22 protein-coding genes are annotated in these 18236 nt (G+C 57.8%); 11 read left to right on the top strand and 11 right to left on the bottom strand.

All coding sequences use genetic code 11. The annotated features are described in order from the left end of the window. Positions 1 to 212: hypothetical protein (locus tag GOW56_RS22085; protein ID WP_217358813.1), on the top strand; the 212-nt coding region annotated here is incomplete at its 5' end. Here the strand turns inward: GOW56_RS22085 and GOW56_RS09995 are convergent. Together GOW56_RS09995 and parC are read right to left on the bottom strand one after the other, a co-directional pair. Beyond that, positions 193 to 783 carry a hypothetical protein gene (locus tag GOW56_RS09995; RefSeq protein WP_171169133.1) on the bottom strand — a complete coding sequence of 197 codons (591 nt, stop codon included), beginning with the start codon at positions 781 to 783 and terminating at the stop codon, positions 193 to 195. The two genes, GOW56_RS22085 and GOW56_RS09995, sit on opposite strands and share 20 nt — an antisense overlap. Positions 784 to 879: 96 nt before the next feature. After that, on the bottom strand, positions 880 to 3228 hold the full coding sequence (parC, locus tag GOW56_RS09990) for a DNA topoisomerase IV subunit A (protein WP_171205756.1): 2349 nt from the start codon (positions 3226 to 3228) through the stop codon (positions 880 to 882). Positions 3229 to 3431: 203 nt separating this feature from the next. On the opposite strand from parC, the gene GOW56_RS09985 reads away from it, so the two are divergent. The 6 genes from GOW56_RS09985 to GOW56_RS09960 all read left to right on the top strand — a co-directional run bounded on the left by GOW56_RS09985 (position 3432) and on the right by GOW56_RS09960 (position 7692). After that, positions 3432 to 4061 (top strand): SH3 domain-containing protein, encoded by a 630-nt coding sequence (locus tag GOW56_RS09985; RefSeq protein ID WP_253282630.1) that lies wholly within the window; start codon positions 3432 to 3434, stop codon positions 4059 to 4061. Positions 4062 to 4130: 69 nt separating this feature from the next. Beyond that, positions 4131 to 4958 (top strand): SDR family NAD(P)-dependent oxidoreductase, encoded by an 828-nt coding sequence (locus GOW56_RS09980; RefSeq protein ID WP_171120229.1) that lies wholly within the window; start codon positions 4131 to 4133, stop codon positions 4956 to 4958. A 78-nt stretch (positions 4959 to 5036) separates the two neighbouring features. After that, the gene (locus GOW56_RS09975; RefSeq protein WP_152457110.1) at positions 5037 to 5240 is read left to right on the top strand and encodes a twin transmembrane helix small protein; all 204 of its coding nucleotides are present in this window, start codon (positions 5037 to 5039) and stop codon (positions 5238 to 5240) included. Further along, complete coding sequence (locus tag GOW56_RS09970) at positions 5241 to 5813, top strand: cob(I)yrinic acid a,c-diamide adenosyltransferase (protein WP_152457109.1); 573 nt, start codon at positions 5241 to 5243, stop codon at positions 5811 to 5813. Positions 5814 to 6004: 191 nt separating this feature from the next. Further along, a complete protein-coding gene (locus tag GOW56_RS09965; protein WP_171205755.1) occupies positions 6005 to 6763 on the top strand; it encodes an electron transfer flavoprotein subunit beta/FixA family protein in 759 nt (252 codons plus the stop codon). Then, complete coding sequence (locus GOW56_RS09960; protein WP_171205754.1) at positions 6763 to 7692, top strand: electron transfer flavoprotein subunit alpha/FixB family protein; 930 nt, start codon at positions 6763 to 6765, stop codon at positions 7690 to 7692. Before GOW56_RS09965 ends, GOW56_RS09960 begins: the two co-directional genes overlap by 1 nt. Before the next feature lie 50 nt (positions 7693 to 7742). Here GOW56_RS09960 and GOW56_RS09955 read toward each other — a convergent pair whose 3' ends face one another. Next, the gene (locus GOW56_RS09955) at positions 7743 to 8546 is read right to left on the bottom strand and encodes a DUF6473 family protein (RefSeq protein WP_254447188.1); all 804 of its coding nucleotides are present in this window, start codon (positions 8544 to 8546) and stop codon (positions 7743 to 7745) included. Positions 8547 to 8709: 163 nt separating this feature from the next. Here GOW56_RS09955 and GOW56_RS09950 point away from each other — a divergent pair, with 163 nt between their 5' ends. After that, positions 8710 to 9585, top strand: a complete 876-nt coding sequence (locus GOW56_RS09950; RefSeq protein ID WP_152457106.1) for a 3-hydroxybutyryl-CoA dehydrogenase — start codon at positions 8710 to 8712, stop codon at positions 9583 to 9585. Between the two features lie 52 nt (positions 9586 to 9637). Here GOW56_RS09950 and GOW56_RS09945 read toward each other — a convergent pair whose 3' ends face one another. The 8 genes from GOW56_RS09945 to GOW56_RS09910 are packed head-to-tail and all read right to left on the bottom strand — an operon-like array spanning position 9638 to position 15405. Then, a complete protein-coding gene (locus GOW56_RS09945; RefSeq protein WP_171169141.1) occupies positions 9638 to 10537 on the bottom strand; it encodes a lysophospholipid acyltransferase family protein in 900 nt (299 codons plus the stop codon). Positions 10538 to 10576: 39 nt separating this feature from the next. Beyond that, a complete protein-coding gene (locus tag GOW56_RS09940) occupies positions 10577 to 10846 on the bottom strand; it encodes an HPr family phosphocarrier protein (RefSeq protein WP_152457104.1) in 270 nt (89 codons plus the stop codon). A 16-nt stretch (positions 10847 to 10862) separates the two neighbouring features. Beyond that, on the bottom strand, positions 10863 to 11255 hold the full coding sequence (locus GOW56_RS09935; protein WP_152457103.1) for a PTS sugar transporter subunit IIA: 393 nt from the start codon (positions 11253 to 11255) through the stop codon (positions 10863 to 10865). Further along, positions 11252 to 12145 (bottom strand): RNase adapter RapZ, encoded by an 894-nt coding sequence (gene rapZ, locus GOW56_RS09930; protein WP_254441660.1) that lies wholly within the window; start codon positions 12143 to 12145, stop codon positions 11252 to 11254. The genes GOW56_RS09935 and rapZ overlap by 4 nt, the downstream gene beginning before the upstream one ends. Beyond that, positions 12130 to 12600 (bottom strand): HPr kinase/phosphorylase, encoded by a 471-nt coding sequence (locus GOW56_RS09925; protein WP_171169143.1) that lies wholly within the window; start codon positions 12598 to 12600, stop codon positions 12130 to 12132. The genes rapZ and GOW56_RS09925 overlap by 16 nt, the downstream gene beginning before the upstream one ends. A 4-nt stretch (positions 12601 to 12604) precedes the next feature. Then, a complete protein-coding gene (locus GOW56_RS09920; protein ID WP_171205753.1) occupies positions 12605 to 14323 on the bottom strand; it encodes a sensor histidine kinase in 1719 nt (572 codons plus the stop codon). Positions 14324 to 14355: 32 nt separating this feature from the next. After that, positions 14356 to 15060: a response regulator transcription factor gene (locus tag GOW56_RS09915; RefSeq protein WP_171169148.1), complete on the bottom strand. Its 705-nt coding sequence runs from the start codon at positions 15058 to 15060 to the stop codon at positions 14356 to 14358. 21 nt (positions 15061 to 15081) lie between these two features. Further along, positions 15082 to 15405 carry a hypothetical protein gene (locus GOW56_RS09910; RefSeq protein ID WP_171205752.1) on the bottom strand — a complete coding sequence of 108 codons (324 nt, stop codon included), beginning with the start codon at positions 15403 to 15405 and terminating at the stop codon, positions 15082 to 15084. Between GOW56_RS09910 and GOW56_RS09905 the strand changes: the two genes are divergently transcribed. From GOW56_RS09905 to GOW56_RS09895, 3 genes are all read left to right on the top strand, one after another. Continuing rightward, on the top strand, positions 15404 to 17002 hold the full coding sequence (locus tag GOW56_RS09905; RefSeq protein ID WP_171205751.1) for a phosphoenolpyruvate carboxykinase: 1599 nt from the start codon (positions 15404 to 15406) through the stop codon (positions 17000 to 17002). The genes GOW56_RS09910 and GOW56_RS09905 overlap by 2 nt on opposite strands. A 360-nt stretch (positions 17003 to 17362) precedes the next feature. Next, complete coding sequence (locus tag GOW56_RS09900) at positions 17363 to 17653, top strand: hypothetical protein (RefSeq protein WP_171205750.1); 291 nt, start codon at positions 17363 to 17365, stop codon at positions 17651 to 17653. Positions 17654 to 17677: 24 nt separating this feature from the next. Further along, positions 17678 to 18232 carry a hypothetical protein gene (locus tag GOW56_RS09895; protein WP_371807894.1) on the top strand — a complete coding sequence of 185 codons (555 nt, stop codon included), beginning with the start codon at positions 17678 to 17680 and terminating at the stop codon, positions 18230 to 18232. The last annotated feature ends 4 nt before the right edge of the window (positions 18233 to 18236 follow it).

Genomic DNA, 18236 nt, shown 5'->3' with positions numbered 1-18236 from the left:
GTCTTGCCGTGGTCAACGTGGCCAATCGTGCCGATGTTGACGTGCGGTTTTGTACGCTCAAACTTTTCCTTTGCCATTCCTCAGGCGCCCTTTTGCGATTTGGGGGACCCTTGGTCCCGTGGTTACATCTGCGCGCGCGAGATATTTGGTTCAAAGGGGAAAATCAAGCACATCCTGAGGGAAATGCGCCGATCACGTTGGATTTTGCGTGACCTCGACAGATTCCAGAGGCTGGATCAGGTCCGGTCGCCGGTCGAACCAGCCATTTTCCTTGTGCTCTTCAGCCAGCCATTCCTCGACCCGGTCGGCAATTTTGAGGGCCAGACCGCTCATCTGTTCTTCTTTTGTGCGCTCATGCCCCGATCCTTTGAGGGCACTTCCGCCGGTGGTGTCTTCCAGCACTTGGAATTGCTTACCCTTGGCCAGAAACTCTTTTTTCTTCACGTCATATACGTTGACCAACACAATCGCAGTGCTTTTGGGGTTGTAGATCACAGGGATCCCCGGCGGGGCCAGCATGTAACCCTCAAGGCTGATGCCAAGGTCATATTCCTGTGTGCCTTCGTAACGCCCTAAACGAATATCAACCGCGTTCTGGATCGCCTTCGTCCATTCGTCAGGTGTGGCGTCCCGCGATACAGGTCCCTGAACGGCCTTGTCCGCAAAGGCATAATTCACACGAAGCTTGAATTCTCCTAGGGATTCAGGCGGCTCATACACCTGTGTCTGTGTGCAAGCGGCCATCAGGGCCAGTCCGGTGATCAGCGTCAGAATGCGCAACATGTCTCGTCTCGATAGGCCTGTTTTTTGTTGATCTAGCGCACCGATACGGGTTGTGCAAAGCCGTATCGGCGGAAATTCACCCGCTAAGCAGCGCGATCACGAAAACTTATAGTCGCGCGGGAAGCCATAGGGCGGTTTTTTCCCGACACTGGCTCGTTTTGCCAGCCATTGCGTCATATCCGCCTCATGTCGGGTCTTGTCGCCGCCCATGGACCATTTCAGGCCCTCTTCCCAGTTGAAAGTCGTCACATCCGACAATCCGCCATCCAGCTCGAGCGTTCCCTGCCGGCCGCGTGCCATATTGTACTTTTGCAAACGCACGCCTTTTCCGCGCGTCATCTCAGGCAGCTCTTGGGTTGGGAAAACCAGGAACTTGCCGTTTTGTGACACCACGGCGACGTGGTCTCCGTCAACCGGCTTGCAGATCATCGCGGTCTCGTCACCCTTGACGTTCAGCACCTGTTTGCCGTTGCGCGTCTGCGCCAGCACGTCATCCTCGGGCACCATAAAGCCGTTGCCCGCATCCGAGGCCACCAGCAGCTTGCGCCCCGGCTTGTGGATCAGAATGTCGATGATCTGCGCCTCGTTCGGCAGATCCACCATCAGGCGCAAAGGCTCGCCCATGCCGCGCCCGCCGGGCAGGTTGGCTGCGCTGACGGTATAGAATCGGCCATTCGAGGCAAAGACCAGCAACCGGTCGGTCGTTTCCGCGTGGAAGATGAAACGCGGGCCGTCGCCGTCCTTGAACTTCAACTCGCGCTTCAGGTCGATATGGCCGGTCATGGCGCGAATCCAGCCCATCTGCGAGCAGACGACCGTAATCGGTTCCTTGTCGATCATCGCCTCAAGCGGCACTTCCTCGACCTGCCCCGCCTCGGCAAATCTGGTGCGGCGTGCACCGCCTTCGTAGTCTTTGCCAAAGGTCTTCTTGGTTTCTTTCAATTGCTCGGCAATCTTGGCCCATTGCAGGGCGGGATCGGCCAGCAGATCTTCGAGATTGGCGCGCTCTTCCATCAGCGCGTCACGTTCGCGAACCAGCTCCATCTCTTCCAGACGACGCAAGGAGCGCAGGCGCATATTGAGGATGGCGTCGACCTGAACTTCTGACAGCTCGCCCTCGCCCGGCTTGGGTGTGACGTAGTCAGATTCATCGGTGGCGCGAACGTGGTCGATGCCCCAGTCCTCGCGCATCAGCGCGGCCTTGGGGTCGTCGTCATAACGGATGATGTCGATTACACGGTCGAGGTTCAGGAAGGCGACGATAAAGCCTTCGAGCACTTCCAACCGGTGGTCGATCTTGGCCATGCGGTGACGCGAGCGGCGCAGCAGCACCTCTTGCCGGTGATCGAGGAAGGCGCGCAACACTTCCTTCATCGAACAGACCTTGGGTGTCACCCCATCGATCAATACGTTCATGTTCAGGCTGAACCGCACCTCGAGGTCCGAGTTGCGGTATAACATGCCCATCAGCACCTCGGGGTCCACGTTCTTGGAGCGTGGCTCGAGGATCAGACGGATATCGTCGGCGGATTCATCGCGCACATCTGCGAGGATCGGGATTTTCTTGGTCTGGATCAGTTCCGCGATCTTTTCGATCAGTTTGGATTTCTGAACCTGATAGGGAATCTCGGTGACCACGATCTGCCACTGGCCGCGCCCCAGATCCTCGACCTCGAACTTGCAACGCAGTCGGAACGAGCCGCGCCCGGTGCGATAGGCTTGCGCGATGTTCTCGGGCGGTTCGACGATCACGCCACCGGTCGGAAAATCCGGGCCGGGGACATATTTCAGCAACGTGTCGTCCCGCGCGTCCGGTGTTTTGATCAGGTGCAGGCAGGCGTCACAAAGCTCCGAGATGTTGTGCGGCGGGATGTTCGTGGCCATGCCGACGGCGATACCGCTGGCGCCGTTGGCCAAAAGATTCGGAAACTGCGCAGGCAGCACCACCGGTTCAGTCAGCGTGCCATCATAGTTGTCGCGGAAATCGACGGCGTCTTCGTTCAGACCTTCCAGCAGCGCCTCGGCCACGATGGTCATCCGCGCCTCGGTATATCGCGAGGCCGCCGGATTGTCGCCGTCGATATTCCCGAAATTCCCCTGCCCGTCGACCAGCGGGTAACGCACGTTGAAGTCCTGCGCCAGGCGCGCCATTGCGTCGTAAATCGCGGCGTCGCCATGCGGGTGGTAATTGCCCATCACGTCGCCGGAAATCTTGGCGGACTTGCGAAAACCTCCGGTTGCACTGAGTCGCAGCTCTCTCATCGCATAGAGGATTCGCCGGTGCACCGGCTTCAATCCGTCCCGCGCGTCCGGCAGGGCGCGGTGCATGATGGTGGACAGCGCATAGGTCAGGTAACGCTCGCCTATCGCGCGGCGCAGCGGTTCTGCAACCTCACCCCCGTGGTTGGGGGCCTCCATGTTGGGGTCGTCGATCGTATCGTTCATATATGATGTGATACGACGCAAGAACGCCTTGGTAAAGCAAGCAACGCGTATTTTACTGGGGACAAGTCGGGCTTTTTGCAACAGGGGGAGGCAAGTCGGTGTTTTCCCCGAATTTTCGACTCTGCCCTTCTATTATGCTACCATTCCAACAATTGAATGATTGCTGCCTATTTTGTTGTTACGATTGAATTGGGGGATGCGCCATGACGCGCCTTGTACTTGTTACTTTCGCCGCACTCGGCTGGACTTTTTACGTGATGAGCGGAGGTCCTGACTTTGAGCCGCGAGGTGTCCGCACAGCGGAGCCCGAGCGTGTTGCCATTGCCCCGAAACCTTCAAGGCCGGCTATCGAATCCGCGCCCGCCGAAACTCTGGTCGCGCGTGCTGCGGTAAAGCCTCCGGCGCCAGTCGCTCCGGTCACTGAACCCGTCGCCGAACTGGACGAAGCAGAAACCAAGGCGCTGTTGTCGCAAGTCGCAGCTGGCCTGAAAGCAAACCCCTCACTGTTCGCTGACGAAAACGTCACTCTGACCCTTGCGTCGCTGGAACAGGGTCTGGCCTCTCTCGAACAGGTCACCACCGACGCCGAGCTGCCAACGGTTGAACTGCCCGCCCCTGTCGAGGCCGCCAAGGATATCCGTGAAATTTCGGGAACCCGCGTGAACCTGCGTGATGGGCCGGGGACGATCTATCCGATCATCGGCAAAGCCAGGATCGGCCAGCAGGTTGAGGTATTCGGGGATTCAGGTACCGGCTGGTTGCGCCTGCGCGTGTTGCCGGGGCAACAGGTTGGGTGGATTTCGGCATCACTCGTCCGGAAAACAACGAACTGACATCGAAGTGTCATTGCCCTGCCGCAAACCCCGCCATAGCTATGGGCGGGGATCAGGCTCGGAAGGCATATGCAGAAATCGATTCTTATCACGGGATGCTCGTCAGGCATCGGTCTGGACGCGGCACACGGTATGCGTGCAAGAGGCTGGCGCGTTTTTGCATCCTGCCGCCAGCAACGCGACTGTGATCGCCTACGCGCACAAGGCTTTGAAAGCCCCAGAATCGACTACACTGATGCAGACAGCATTACATCGGGTTTGTCCCACGTTCTCGAGGCTACAGGCGGCTCGCTGGATGCCCTTTTCAACAATGGCGCACATGGCTTGCCCGGCGCGGTTGAGGATGTTCCGACGGATGGCCTGCGCCATATATTTGAGACCAATGTCTTTGGTTGGCACGAGCTGACCCGACAGGTCATTCCCGTCATGCGGGAACAGGGTCATGGCCGGATTGTGCAGTGTTCCTCGGTTCTGGGGCTTGTCGCCTTCCCGTGGCGCGGCGCGTATGTCGCCACAAAATACGCGATCGAAGGGCTGACCGACACGCTGCGGCTGGAACTTCGGGATACCGACATCCACGTCGTCCTGATCGAGCCCGGCCCCATCACCTCTAAACTCCGGGAAAAGGCGATCCCATTGTTCGAGAAATATATCGACTGGGAAAACTCGGCCATTCGGGAGAAGTACGAAGACTCGTTGCTGAAGCGCCTTTATGAAAGCAGTGGGCCAGACCGATTTGAACTGCCCGCCTCTGCCGTCACGGACAAGCTGGCCCATGCGGTCGAGGCCCGACGCCCCAAACCACGTTACTATGTGACCACTCCGACATATATCGCCGGGATACTGCGCCGCATTCTGCCTACAAACGCCTCTGATCGAATCCTTTCGGATATCTGAGACGATATTTCCCGTTCGCTTTTCGACGCCCTGACGCTAGATGGGTGGTAATCGAAAAAAACCGGACGGTGACTTCAAATGGACCTTGTGATGGTCATTCTGCTTCTGGCTATGGCGGCAGTTGTCGTAGTGCTGGCCTTAGGCATCGCGAATTTTGGCAAAGGCGGCATGGAAGCGGCCAAGAAAAGCAACAAGATGATGCGCCTGCGCATTCTATTTCAGTTCATCGCCGTGTTGCTGATCGTGCTTTTCGTGTATCTGCGCGGACAGGGAGTTCAATAAATGGTCGTACTCAACAAAATCTACACACGCACTGGCGATGACGGGAAAACCGCCCTAGGCAACGGAGAGCGCGTGGCAAAATATTCGGGCCGCGTCGCAGCCTATGGCACCGTGGACGAACTGAACGCTTTTGTCGGCGTGGCACGGACCGAGGCCGAAGGTGATGTCGAAACCGCGCTGTCGCGCATTCAAAATGACCTGTTCGATCTGGGTGCCGACTTCTGTCGCCCCGACATGGAAAAAGACGCCGAGGCCGATTATCCCCCCCTACGCATCGTGCCTGCCCAGATCGACCGGCTGGAAGCCGAGATCGACGCAATGAACGAGACGCTGGAACCGCTGCGCAGCTTCATCCTGCCCGGTGGCTCGCGCCTTGCAGCACATCTGCACGTCTGCCGGACCGTCTCGCGTCGGGCGGAACGGCTTGCGGTCGAGCTGACGAATATGGAGCCCGTCAACGACGTGGCGGTCAAATACCTCAACCGTCTCAGCGATTGGTTCTTTGTTGCAGCACGCTGCGCAAACGCAAACGGCAAAGACGACGTGTTGTGGGTTCCGGGCGCGAACCGCTGATCGCGAAATACAGAGTCGCGGGTAATATTCTTTCGCCTCTTGGCAAAAAAATTGCAAAACGCGACGTCCCGACGCCATGACGTGACGATTTTGCTCTGTTGTGCCACTGCGGCAGGCGCTATCTAGTCGGTCGAGAGCATTGGTGGAGTCGCCTGCGCGGCTTACCGTTTTTTTGAGGAGAAAGCGCTACAATGAAGGTACTGGTGCCTGTCAAACGCGTGATTGACTACAATGTGAAGGTCCGCGTGAAAGCGGACGGTAGCGGTGTTGATCTCGCCAATGTCAAAATGTCGATGAACCCGTTCGACGAAATTGCAGTAGAGGAAGCGATCCGCCTGAAAGAAGCCGGCAAGGCCGACGAAGTCGTTGCTGTTTCGATCGGCGTAAAGCAGGCGCAGGAAACCTTGCGCACCGCGCTGGCCATGGGTGCCGACCGCGCAATCCTGGTTGTGGCGGCTGACGATGTACACACCGATATCGAGCCTCTGGCCGTTGCCAAGATCCTGGCCAAAGTGGTCGAGGAAGAGCAGCCTGGCATTGTTCTGGCAGGTAAGCAGGCGATCGACAACGACATGAACGCCACCGGCCAGATGCTGTCGGCCCTACTGGGTTGGTCCCAGGGCACCTTTGCGTCCGAGCTGGACATCGAAGGTGACACCGCCAAGGTCACCCGCGAGGTCGATGGCGGGTTGCAGACCATCAGCGTCAAGATGCCGGCCATCATTACCGTGGACCTGCGCCTGAACGAGCCGCGCTATGCCTCGCTGCCCAACATCATGAAGGCGAAGAAAAAGCCGCTGGATGAAAAATCCGCCGCCGATTATGGCGTCGACGTCACCCCGCGTCTGGAAATCGTCAAGACCGAAGAGCCGCCGGCACGCGCGGCAGGCATCATCGTGGGCTCGGTTGACGAGCTGGTCGAGAAACTCAAAGAAGCGGGGGCTGTGTAATGGCTGTACTTCTGCTTGCCGAAGTGAACAACGGCGAACTTGCGATGGATGCGACCGCAAAGGCCGTGACCGCCGCGAAAGTGCTGGGTGACGTAACCGTTCTGGCCGCAGGCGGGTCTGCCGCTGCTGCCGGTGAGGCCGCAGCCAAGATCAACGGTGTCTCCAAGGTGCTGGTCGCCGAAGACCCGTCGCTGGGCCACCGCCTGGCGGAATCGACCGCAGCCCTGATCGTGGGCCTGGCCGATGGCTACGAGCACATCGTGGCACCGGCCACCACCGACGCCAAGAACGTGATGCCCCGCGTTGCAGCCCTGCTGGACGTGATGGTGATCTCGGATGCTTCCGGCGTTGTTGACGGCTCGACCTTCGAGCGTCCTATCTATGCGGGCAACGCGATCCAGACCGTCAAGTCGAACGACGCCAAGAAGGTCGTCACCATCCGGACCGCCAGCTTTGACGCCGCCGGCGAAGGCGGCTCGGCCGCGGTTGAGACCGTGTCGGTCGGCGAAAACCCCGGCCTGTCCGAATGGGTCGAGGACAAGGTGGCGGAAAGCGACCGTCCAGAGCTGACCTCGGCTGGCGTCGTTGTTTCGGGCGGCCGTGGTGTCGGCTCAGAAGAGGACTTCAAACTGATCGAAACGCTGGCCGACAAGCTGGGTGCCGCGGTTGGTGCGTCGCGTGCGGCCGTTGACTCGGGCTATGCACCGAACGACTGGCAGGTGGGTCAGACCGGCAAGGTTGTTGCCCCGGATCTGTATGTCGCCGTCGGTATTTCGGGCGCGATCCAGCACCTGGCCGGCATGAAGGACTCGAAGGTCATCGTGGCGATAAACAAAGACGAAGAGGCGCCGATCTTTCAGGTCGCCGATTTCGGCCTGGTCGCAGACCTGTTCCAGGCCGTGCCGGAACTGACCGACAAGCTCGGCTGAACCGGATATCCGGATTGATCCGCATAGGCCCGCCAACAGGCGGGCCTTTTTCAGTTCAGGTTCCGCAAGGCGATCAGCAGGTGTTCGGCAATTTCTCGATGCGCGGACGGGCCGATCATATGTTCCGCAATCGGCTGCTGAAGCGTTCCGAACATAACATCTTCGAGAGAATCTGATCGAGCGGATACAGGCACCGAAACCTCGACGACATCATCGCATAGCGGGCGCAGTTGTTCGATCAAGTCGGCATCGGGCACGATATGGTCGACATGCGATCCGGTTTGCCGCTGCACATGCAGCCAAAGCAGTACCACGCCGGGTTCGATCCGTTCTATCAAGTCCCTGGTGGAGCGTATCCAGACCTCTCGCAGTTCCTGCGCTACGACTTCGAAACGGGCGTCTTCTGTTGCGCTCAGCTGCTCCAACAAATGGCGCACAAAATGGATTTCCGTGAAGTCAACATCCGGGTACAGCCCCAGCAAGTCCGCGGTGGGTTCAAGGAACCGATCGTTGCGGCGCGGGTGTACGCGGTAAAACCGGTTCGATTGGCGCAGAAGATCGGGCACCTGCAACACGCATAGGTCTGACTGATTGACCAGATTCAGCACCCCCGGATCAGTGGACAACGCTTCGACTCCGCAAAACAGGCTGCCGAAGTTGACGCATGGCTTTCCCAATCGCTTCTCAAGCACGGCAGGAAACGGGTTATCGACGAATCTGCCGAAAGTTTCCTCTCCTCCCAGACAGGCCACATAGGGCTGATCCAACGTGCCGGGTGGACCCCGGAACCAAAGTTTCGAATTGGCATATTGGCAGGCGGACTCCCTACCGCTGTTTGTCTGATGAAAGCTCATATCAAGCCCCCCGTTTTCTCACCCGGTGCCATCTTGTGGTCATAGATATTGAGATTTTCCTAATGCGCGCATTTGAAGCGAAATTGACCGCCTTGATCCTCTTGCCGCCTGCCCCGGTCTGCCGATACTGTCGCGGTATCCTACAGGGCAAAGGCAGCTGAACATGGAAGTTAAATCGGTCGGGGTGATTGGCGCGGGGCAAATGGGCAACGGCATTGCCCATGTTATGGCGTTGGCGGGATACGACGTCTTGCTGAACGATGTCAGCCAGGATGCTCTGGAAAACGCCATTGCCACGATCGAAGGTAACCTGGCGCGGCAGGCGTCGCGTGGCAAAATCACCGACGAGGCGATGAAGGCTGCGCTGAAACGGATTACGACCACTCTTGATCTGCCGAAACTGGGTCAAACCGATCTGGTTATCGAGGCAGCAACCGAGCGGGAAACGATCAAGCAGGCGATTTTCGAGGACCTGCAACCGCACCTGCTGCCGCATACGATTCTGACGTCAAATACATCCTCGATTTCCATCACCCGCCTGGCAAGCCGCACGGATCGGCCCGAACGGTTCATGGGTTTTCATTTCATGAACCCCGTCCCTGTTATGCAATTGGTGGAATTGATCCGCGGCATCGCCACGGATGAAGAAACTTTCAACGCCTGCAAAGCGGTGGTGGATCGGTTGGGCAAAACGGCGGCCAGCGCCGAGGACTTCCCGGCCTTTATCGTGAACCGGATCCTGATGCCCATGATCAACGAGGCGGTCTACACACTCTATGAAGGTGTGGGGAATGTTCAATCCATCGACCAGTCCATGAAACTTGGGGCGAATCATCCCATGGGCCCGCTGGAGCTGGCGGACTTCATCGGGTTGGATACCTGTCTGGCGATCATGAACGTGCTGCATGACGGGTTGGCCGATACCAAATATCGTCCCTGCCCTCTCCTGACGAAATATGTCGAGGCCGGGTGGCTGGGGCGCAAGACCGAGCGCGGTTTTTATGATTATCGTGGGGAAGTTCCGGTACCGACACGCTGAAGGGGGCCAGCCCCCCTCGCCCGGAATATTTTTGGCCAGATGAAGACGCGGATCAGGTCTGTTCCGACCTACCCAGAGACATGGTGTGATTTCTGAGCCAGGCCATGAAACCGCGCGGATCGCGCTCCAGCAACTCCATATCGTGGTCCGAAATCGGTTCGCCGATCACCGGCGACTGGGGTTTGTTGCAGGATCGGACGATCTCATGCAGCAACAATCCCTGCCGTAGAATTGCAGAGACACGGTTGGCGATCTGATACCAGCGTGAATTGCAGCCCGGAAAGAAAATCGGCACCACGCGCGCGCCCGAACGGCGGATCATCTTGGCGGTGAACACGTTCCATTCCCGCTCGATCGCAGGTCCGAACCAATCATCCGAGGACATCACAACACCGGATGGGAACAGCGCCACAACGCCGCCGTTTTTGAGATGCTCCATGGCTTTGCCGCGCATTTCCAGCATCTTGGCCTGCGCCTCGGGGTCATGTGGGAACGGAACCGGGATCATGAATGACGTGGCCGCTTCGTCCAGCCCTGTCAGGACCGAACGGGTCAGGATGCGGTAATCGCTGCGTACCCGGCCGATCAGTTCCGCCAGAATCATGCCATCGACCATACCGTGCGGGTGGTTGGCGACGACGACAACCGGGCCGGTCTTGGGAATGCGGTCAATCTGCTCCTGCGGTGTGGTCAGGTCGATTCCCATAGTCTTGAGGGCACCGCCCCAGAACCGCTGGCCGCGATAGTATTCGTTCTTTTTTTCGAACTTGTTGACCATGCGCAAAATGGTCAGCTTGCCTGTGCACCACTCGATGGCCCGAATGGCGGTCGCTGTCCAGGCATCGTCGAATGAATTCGCATAGGTCAGCGTTCTACGGTCGTAGATCTCACCCTGATCTGTGGTCCCATCCACCACCGGGTTTGTCTTGGTCTCGTGCGTCGTTTCCGCCAATTCCTGGTCTTCCCGTTCTTCCTGTCCCGGCGGGGTGGCTTAGAACCCCTCTCCGAACTTGTCGTTCACAAGCGTTTCCAGAGCTTCTGCCAATGCCTCAGCATCCGGCCCGGACGTCTCGACGTCAATAGTTGTTCCGCGCGATGCTGCCAACATCAAAAGGCCCATGATGCTGTCGCCTGATGCAGAAAGTCCGTCTTTTGACACCTCAGCATGTGCATCGAACCCCTCTACAACCTCAACCAGCTTTGCCGAGGCGCGTGCATGCAGGCCCTTTTCATTGATAATTTTCAGGCTTCGGCTCGTCATATTCAATAATCCGTTTTTAATCCAATGTCACATTCTGAGCATTGATGTACTTCCGTCCAGCCTCCATTGCCTGACGGACGGCATCACCAATGGGCAAGTGGCGACTTTTGGCCAATTTGATCAGCATCGGCAGGTTTGCCCCATACAGAATACGCCGGTCCTGAGGCGCGCAGGCACGCAGGCTGAGATTCGAGGGGCTTCCGCCAAAGAGGTCGGTGACAACAACGACACCATCGCCGGTGTCCACTTCGTCAGCGGCACGGCAGATTTCGGCCTGTTTTTCGTCCCGGTCATGGTCAGCCTCAATCGCGACCGCCACGAGGCTGGCCTGTGGTCCGACCACGTGTTGTGTGGCGGCCAGGTATTCCTGAGCCAACCCACCATGTGCAACGATCACAATTCCGATCAATCCGACCTCACATTCAACGACCGACGTTCCATCTCGCGATGCCTAATTGCCACCTGCTGCCCATCTTCCGCAAGGGCCTTTGCAACGGCCTCTGCCAGGGCAACTGATCTGTGCTGGCCCCCTGTGCACCCAAACGCCACGGAAAGATGCGCTTTGCCCTCGGCCCGAAAGGCCGGCAGCAACAGGGTCAGCAAGTCCAGCACACGTTCAAAAAACGGTAAGTAGTTAGCGTCTGATTGCACATAGTGCGCAACGTCAGGGTTTCGACCATCCGCTGCGCGAAATTCCGGGCGCCAGTATGGATTCGCTAGAAATCTGCAATCGAACACCATGTCCAATCCGCGCGGCAGACCGCGTTTGTAAGAAAAGGATTCGATGGAAACCGCCAGATGCCGCCCGCCTTGCGGGGCGAACCAGTGCTCGACCTCTTCCCGCAGCTGATGCACGTTCAGAAGGCTGGTGTCGATCAGCGTATCCGCAATCTCACGTATCGGCGCCAGCAGCTCTTTTTCGCGCTGAACGCCGGTTTCCGGGCTGGCATTCTTGGCGACGGGATGCCGCCTTCGGGTTTCTGAAAACCTGCGCACCAGAACATCATCACTGCAATCCAGATACAGAACCGTCAGATCGACCTGCGCCAAGCGGCCCAGCTTTTCAGCCAATTCTATGAAACCGATCGTCGAGAAATCCCGGTTGCGGGCATCTATACCCAATGCCATCGGACGGTCGCTGTCAGCGCTGTCGAGCAAGCGCGACAAAAGACCCATCGGCAGATTGTCGATGGCTTCAAAGCCTAGATCTTCCAGCACATGAATGGCCGTGGATCTTCCTGCCCCGGAGGGCCCCGTGACAAGTACGATCCGCCTTGGCGATGTCATGTAATCGGCCATTCCGGGTTTACGCGCTCATTTCCTAGAAGCTGCATCATCGCTACAGCCAAGTTGGGCACGCCCGCGCCCCGAAGCAAGGGAACAGTTTGCCTCAGCACGGAAACCGTCAAAGGGTCGGGCAGACGCTCGGGCTCTGGCTGATCCAGATCCACAACGTAACCCAGCGGAACCGGACCACTGGGTTCGGCTTTGACCAGGCCAATTTGGCGCGCCTCGATCAAGCCGCGTATCTGCGATACGGCCGAGGCGATCACCCGATTCTGCCGCATCTCTAGATTGACGCGGTCATCAGCGACCAATTTCGCGCCGAACGCCATCATTTGCAACGCCAGCCCGGACTTCCCTGTGCCGGACGCACCGATGATCAAAAGCCCGCGTCCGGCAACCGAAACGCAGGAGGCATGAACACAGGCGCTGTCCTGATCTTTCGCGAGTGACAACGAATCAATATGCATGGATTTAGACGGGCAACCCCACGACAAAGCGGGCACCCAGCGGATCCGATGTGATATCGGCCTCTGTCGGGCGGATGTTCTCAGCCCAGATCACCCCGCCATGGGCTTCGACAATCTGCTTGGAGATCGCCAAGCCGAGGCCAGAATTATTGCCGAAATGTTCCGCCGGACGCTGCGAGTAGAAACGCTTGAACACTTTGGTAAGCGCCTGTTCGGGAATCCCCGGGCCGGTGTCTTCGACAACAACCAGCACGCGGTTGTCCCGCTGCCGGACCCAGACGCGAATTGCGTCATTTTCCTCGCAGAACGAAATGGCGTTGGTGATCAGATTGACAAAGACCTGCGCAAGACGCGCTTCCAGCCCGTTGATCACAATTGGCTCAGAGGGCAGATCCGTAATGTAATCGATGCCCTTGGAGCGTGCATCTTCACCCAGATACTGGCCGAGATTGCCCAGCAGCTTGAGCAGGTCAAAGGGCTGCTCTTCTTCCTTGACCAGTTCCGCATCCAGACGCGACGCATTTGATATGTCGCTGACCAGCCGGTCCAGACGCCGTACGTCATGCTCGATCACGTCCAGCAGCTTGTCGCGCTGATCCTCGCGCTTGACCATCCGCAGCGTTCCCACGGCGGATTGCAGGCTGGCCAGCGGGTTTTTGATTTCATGGGCGACATCGGCGGCAAACTGTTCGTTTGCGTCGATCCGGTTGTAGAGCGCGGTCACCATACCCCGCAAAGCGCGGCTGAGGCGTCCGATTTCATCAGGACGGGCGCTGAGGTCGGGAATGCGAATGCGCCCGGGATTGACACCCGTGCCCCGGTCTTTGCCCATCTCTGCCGCGGATGCCAGATCGGCCAGCGGGTTGGCAATGGTCGAGGCCAGGACAAGGCTGAGGCCCACGGAAACCAGCAGCGCCACGACAAACATCTGAAGAATGCGCTCCTGCTCGCGGCGGGCAAGCGCGTCGATTTCACCAGCCGGGCCGGTAATCGCCACCGCGCCGGCGGGTACATCCTGATAAAGAATTGGTGCGGCAGCCACGATGACCGTCTCACCCGCGCCATCCTGTACCGCCTGCACCTGACTTTGACCGGCAATCGCTTGTGGAATAATGGTCTGAACACGCTGCGCCAACGTCGGTGCCTCGGTTTCAGTCGACCAGTTGAGCAGGTTTGACAAACCCGTCCAGACGGCATTCAGCGTGTCGCTGATCACCGTACTGCCGGTCTGCATCTCGGCCTCGGATTGCAGAAGAACCGGCATGTCAGAGGCTTGCGGGGCACCACGTGTCCAGCCGATCAGCGTGCCACTGGCGTCATAAACAAAAACCTCGCCCCCTTCGGGCAAGGTGAGGCCAGACAAGGTATCCTTGACGTCCAGGTTCCCGGCATTCTGCCCGGTTTGCTGTACGCCCTGACGCAACTGGGTTTCAAAAACGTTGCTGACAAGTTGCGCATCGCCCAGCAGATTGCGGGCGGTCTGCTGAACCTTCTCTTTTCGCGAGTCGTCCAGATACAGCAACCCAGTGACCAGAATCACCAGAGCGATCAAGTTGAACGTGATGATTTTGCGCGCCAGAGGTGAACCACGCAGAGAAAACAGGTTCCTCCGGGATCGCTTTTCCCTCAGCTCCGCTGACTCGGGGTCTTGGGGAATGACCCAGTCATCCCCAAGAACGACGTCACCGTCGCGCAATTCGCTGGCTTGTTCGGTGTCGCGCACGAGACCCCATTACCTCTTGCAGGCGGCCGCGCCTATTCTTCGTTGTACCGGTAACCGATACCATACAAGGTCTCAATCGCCGAGAACTCGGGATCAGCCGCGCGCATCTTTTTCCGCAGACGCTTTATGTGGCTGTCGATCGTCCGGTCATCCACATAGACCTGATCATCATAGGCGACATCCATCAACTGGTCGCGGCTTTTGACGAATCCCGGACGTTGGGCCAGGGCCTGAAGCAGCAGGAACTCGGTCACGGTCAGGGACACATCATTGCCTTTCCAGCTGACCGCATGGCGCAGCGGATCCATTCTCAGGTCGCCGCGTTCCATGACTTTGGTGTCATTGCTGTTGGATGCGACCGCATCGCCGCTTGTCGCCTCTTGGCGGCGCAGCAAGGCCCGAATGCGCTCGACCAGCAAACGCTGCGAAAAAGGCTTCTTTACATAGTCATCCGCGCCCATGCGCAGGCCCAGTACCTCGTCGATCTCATCGTCTTTCGAGGTCAGGAAGATCACCGGCATCTGCGTCTTCTGACGCAGCCGTTGCAACAGATCCATGCCGTCCATCCGCGGCATCTTAATATCCAGAACAGCCATGTCCGGCAGTTTCTTGTTGAACGCATCCAACGCGGCCTGGCCATCATTATATGTTTCAACCTCGAAACCTTCGGCTTCGAGGGTCATGGATACAGACGTAAGAATGTTTCTATCGTCATCCACAAGTGCAATCTTTGACATCGGGCTCACCCCTATTCCTGCTCACTCGCGCAATAATTCGCTTATTTGTAAGGCATTGTTGGCGGTTTTAAGACGCCGAATCAATCCGTAACTGCGAATCATGCCTTTGTTGCGGCAGGTCTGCGGCAAATTTGCCTTGATGCCCGCAAAAATCTGCCCGCTTTTCTGACATTGAATTTCTGATGGCGCTAAACCCGAACTTGGTTGCGCTAACTGTGTCAAACCCGCCTGTTCATGCCATGAACGACCGTGATAAGACGCGCTCAGCCGCCGGTTTTCCCGGCTCACTGCCCCAAAGGCGCAACGGCCAACGACCTTCGCGCCGCCACAGGAGAAGACACACATGACATCTGGACGGGTTAACCCGCAATTCCGCCTCGAAGATCAGGGCATCGAGGGTCTGGGCAATGTCTATTACAACTTCATGGAACCGGCGCTGATCGAAGAGGCGCTGAAGCGCGGCGAAGGCACACTTGGCAATGGTGGAGCGTTCCTGGTTACCACAGGAAAGTTCACCGGCCGGTCGCCCAAGGACAAACACGTGGTCAAGACCGACAGCGTTGCCGACACCATTTGGTGGGAAAACAATGCCGAAATGAGCCCCGAGGGCTTTGACGCACTGTACGAAGACATGCTGGCCCACATGAAGGGCCGCGATTATTTTGTGCAGGACCTCGTCGGTGGCGCGGACCCGGCTTACGCAATCAATGTACGAATGATTACCGAACTGGCATGGCACAACTTGTTCATCCGCCACCTGCTTCGTCGCCCGGACCGCGAAGACCTGGATGAGTTCACGGCCGATTTCACCGTCATCAACTGCCCCAGCTTTCAGGCCGACCCGGCAAAGCATGGCTGCCGCAGCGAGACTGTGATTGCAATGAATTTCGACCGCAAACTGATTCTGATCGGCGGCACTGAATATGCCGGTGAAAACAAAAAGTCCGTTTTCACCCTGCTGAACTACATGCTTCCTGAAAAAGGCGTGATGCCGATGCACTGTTCGGCAAACCATGCTGTTGGCAACCCGGTCGATACGGCCGTGTTCTTTGGCCTGTCCGGCACCGGAAAGACCACCTTGTCCGCAGATCCTTCGCGCATACTGATCGGGGATGACGAGCACGGCTGGTCCGATCGCGGTACCTTCAACTTCGAAGGCGGTTGCTATGCCAAGACCATTAACCTGAATGCCGAGGCAGAGCCGGAAATCTATGCCACCACTTCGAAGTTCGGAACCGTGATCGAAAACATGGTCTTTGATCCCGAAACCAAGGAACTGGATTTCGACGATGACTCGCTGACCGCCAACATGCGCTGCGCCTATCCGCTCGAGTATATCTCGAACGCATCCAAAAGCGCATTGGGTGGTCACCCGAAGAATATCATCATGCTGACCTGCGATGCATTTGGCGTTCTGCCACCGATCGCGCGGCTGACGCCGGCCCAGGCCATGTATCACTTCCTGTCGGGTTTCACGTCAAAAGTGGCCGGGACCGAACGCGGCATCACCGAGCCGCAGCCGACATTCTCGACCTGTTTCGGCGCGCCGTTCATGCCCCGTCGCCCTGAGGAATACGGCAACCTGTTGCGGGACAAGATCGCCCAGCACGGCGCGACCTGCTGGCTTGTGAACACCGGCTGGACCGGCGGCGCCTATGGCGTGGGCAGCCGGATGCCGATCCGTGCGACACGCGCCTTGCTGACCGCCGCTCTGGAAGGGTCTCTGCGCGACGCCGAGTTCCGCAAGGATGCCAATTTCGGCTTTGACGTTCCAGTCTCTGTCCCGGGGGTTGCCGAAGTTCTGCTGGACCCGCGCCGTACCTGGGACGATCAGGCAGCCTTCGACAAACAGGCCGAAAAACTGGTGCAGATGTTTGCCGAGAACTTTGAACAATATCTGCCCTTCATCGACGACGACATCAAAGCCGTCGCAATCGGATAAGACAGGAAGAGGGGCCACAGCGCCCCTTTTTTATTTCACCCACTGTACTTCTTGCTAAGGTTGTTTGTCGCAAAAAGCACATACAATTGCGTTGTTTCAAAATGCAATTTGCGCTAGCCCTGATAATCGCTAAGACGAAAAAAACCCGGCACTTTTGCGCCGGGTACTGACTGAAATTAGATTGGGAGTCGCTCATGTGCGCACACTCACAACGCTGGATTGAGCAATCCTAATCAGTCACCTAGTCTAAGCGAGAGGGGATGAGTGTCAATACGAGACTTGCTGACTTGCGCGTCATTCTGCATGGCTCAAACAGTCGCAATTAGGCGGCAAATGACACGGCAAACGATAGGTAACATTATGACTGAGATCTCGAAACTCACCGAACTGCGCAAGCTGATGCAAAGCATGGAGCGTACATTAGGCTTGGAGAAACTATCTCCGGTTGAACGCGACATCTACTATGCCGCCGAAGAGCTTTCCAAGTCCGATCAGGAAGTGCGCACATTCGGTTTGATCGAGCACACGTTGGTTCAAAGTGTTTCGCGCCCAACATTCTTTCGCGCGCTGAAATCGCTGGTCGAAAAAGGCTATCTTTCTCAAAGCGGCAGCGCCAACCGGGGACGGTACGTCGTTCATGCACCCAAATGATGCGATCCACCCGCGCAAGAGGCCGTGATTACTTTGCGCGGGTGGGCTACTGAAACGCTTTTGGCCTCTTTGGCCTATGTGCTGGCGTCGTTCCTTACATTCGCCGTCCTGATGCCGTTGCAGAACGTGTTTTTCCCGGAATACCCAAGCCGCGCGAGCCTGTTGTTTCTGCCGCATGGCGTGCGGGTTCTGACAGCCTGGCTGTTGGGGTGGCGCGCCGTTTTCGCATTATTGCCCGGCGTGTTCATCGTTTTTGCCTATTTGGGTGGAACGGATGTGTTCGAGCCCAGCCGCCTGATGGCCATGGCGATTGCGGTTCTGACGGTCCCGACCGTGTTTTTTCTTCTGAAGGCAATCGGGTGGGATCTGTTTCCCCGTCCGGATCGCAAACCCTGTTGGATATGTGTGATGGGCGTCGGAATCGTAACGTCCTTCCTTGTCTCCGGGTTGACCAACCTGGCTTTTGGCAGCGCGACGGTGGAATATATCGCATTCCTGATCGGCGATATCTCGGGTTTGTTCTTCCTGATGCTAGGCCTGTATTTTGCTTTTCGGCTCGCCGACAAGCGGCCGAGTTGACGCG

The sequence above is a fragment of the Ruegeria sp. HKCCA0235A genome, assembly GCF_013033235.1.
In the GTDB taxonomy this organism is placed as follows: Bacteria; Pseudomonadota; Alphaproteobacteria; order Rhodobacterales; family Rhodobacteraceae; genus Ruegeria.
This window is presented reverse-complemented; position numbering and strand designations above follow the sequence as displayed.

What these genes read in the sequence shown, in the direction of transcription:
- GOW56_RS09970 (WP_152457109.1), top strand. Translation starts at nt 5,241, where the DNA reads ATGGTCGTACTCAACAAAATCTACACACGCACTGGCGATGACGGGAAA.
- GOW56_RS09950 (WP_152457106.1), top strand. Translation starts at nt 8,710, where the DNA reads ATGGAAGTTAAATCGGTCGGGGTGATTGGCGCGGGGCAAATGGGCAAC.
- GOW56_RS09980 (WP_171120229.1), top strand. Translation starts at nt 4,131, where the DNA reads ATGCAGAAATCGATTCTTATCACGGGATGCTCGTCAGGCATCGGTCTG.
- GOW56_RS09940 (WP_152457104.1), bottom strand. Translation starts at nt 10,846, where the DNA reads ATGACGAGCCGAAGCCTGAAAATTATCAATGAAAAGGGCCTGCATGCA.
- GOW56_RS09925 (WP_171169143.1), bottom strand. Translation starts at nt 12,600, where the DNA reads ATGCATATTGATTCGTTGTCACTCGCGAAAGATCAGGACAGCGCCTGT.
- GOW56_RS09960 (WP_171205754.1), top strand. Translation starts at nt 6,763, where the DNA reads ATGGCTGTACTTCTGCTTGCCGAAGTGAACAACGGCGAACTTGCGATG.
- GOW56_RS09915 (WP_171169148.1), bottom strand. Translation starts at nt 15,060, where the DNA reads ATGTCAAAGATTGCACTTGTGGATGACGATAGAAACATTCTTACGTCT.
- GOW56_RS09910 (WP_171205752.1), bottom strand. Translation starts at nt 15,405, where the DNA reads ATGTGTGTCTTCTCCTGTGGCGGCGCGAAGGTCGTTGGCCGTTGCGCC.
- GOW56_RS09995 (WP_171169133.1), bottom strand. Translation starts at nt 783, where the DNA reads ATGTTGCGCATTCTGACGCTGATCACCGGACTGGCCCTGATGGCCGCT.
- GOW56_RS09905 (WP_171205751.1), top strand. Translation starts at nt 15,404, where the DNA reads ATGACATCTGGACGGGTTAACCCGCAATTCCGCCTCGAAGATCAGGGC.
- GOW56_RS09900 (WP_171205750.1), top strand. Translation starts at nt 17,363, where the DNA reads ATGACTGAGATCTCGAAACTCACCGAACTGCGCAAGCTGATGCAAAGC.
- GOW56_RS09955 (WP_254447188.1), bottom strand. Translation starts at nt 8,546, where the DNA reads ATGAGCTTTCATCAGACAAACAGCGGTAGGGAGTCCGCCTGCCAATAT.
- GOW56_RS09965 (WP_171205755.1), top strand. Translation starts at nt 6,005, where the DNA reads ATGAAGGTACTGGTGCCTGTCAAACGCGTGATTGACTACAATGTGAAG.
- parC (WP_171205756.1), bottom strand. Translation starts at nt 3,228, where the DNA reads ATGAACGATACGATCGACGACCCCAACATGGAGGCCCCCAACCACGGG.
- GOW56_RS09975 (WP_152457110.1), top strand. Translation starts at nt 5,037, where the DNA reads ATGGACCTTGTGATGGTCATTCTGCTTCTGGCTATGGCGGCAGTTGTC.
- rapZ (WP_254441660.1), bottom strand. Translation starts at nt 12,145, where the DNA reads ATGGCCGATTACATGACATCGCCAAGGCGGATCGTACTTGTCACGGGG.
- GOW56_RS09985 (WP_253282630.1), top strand. Translation starts at nt 3,432, where the DNA reads ATGACGCGCCTTGTACTTGTTACTTTCGCCGCACTCGGCTGGACTTTT.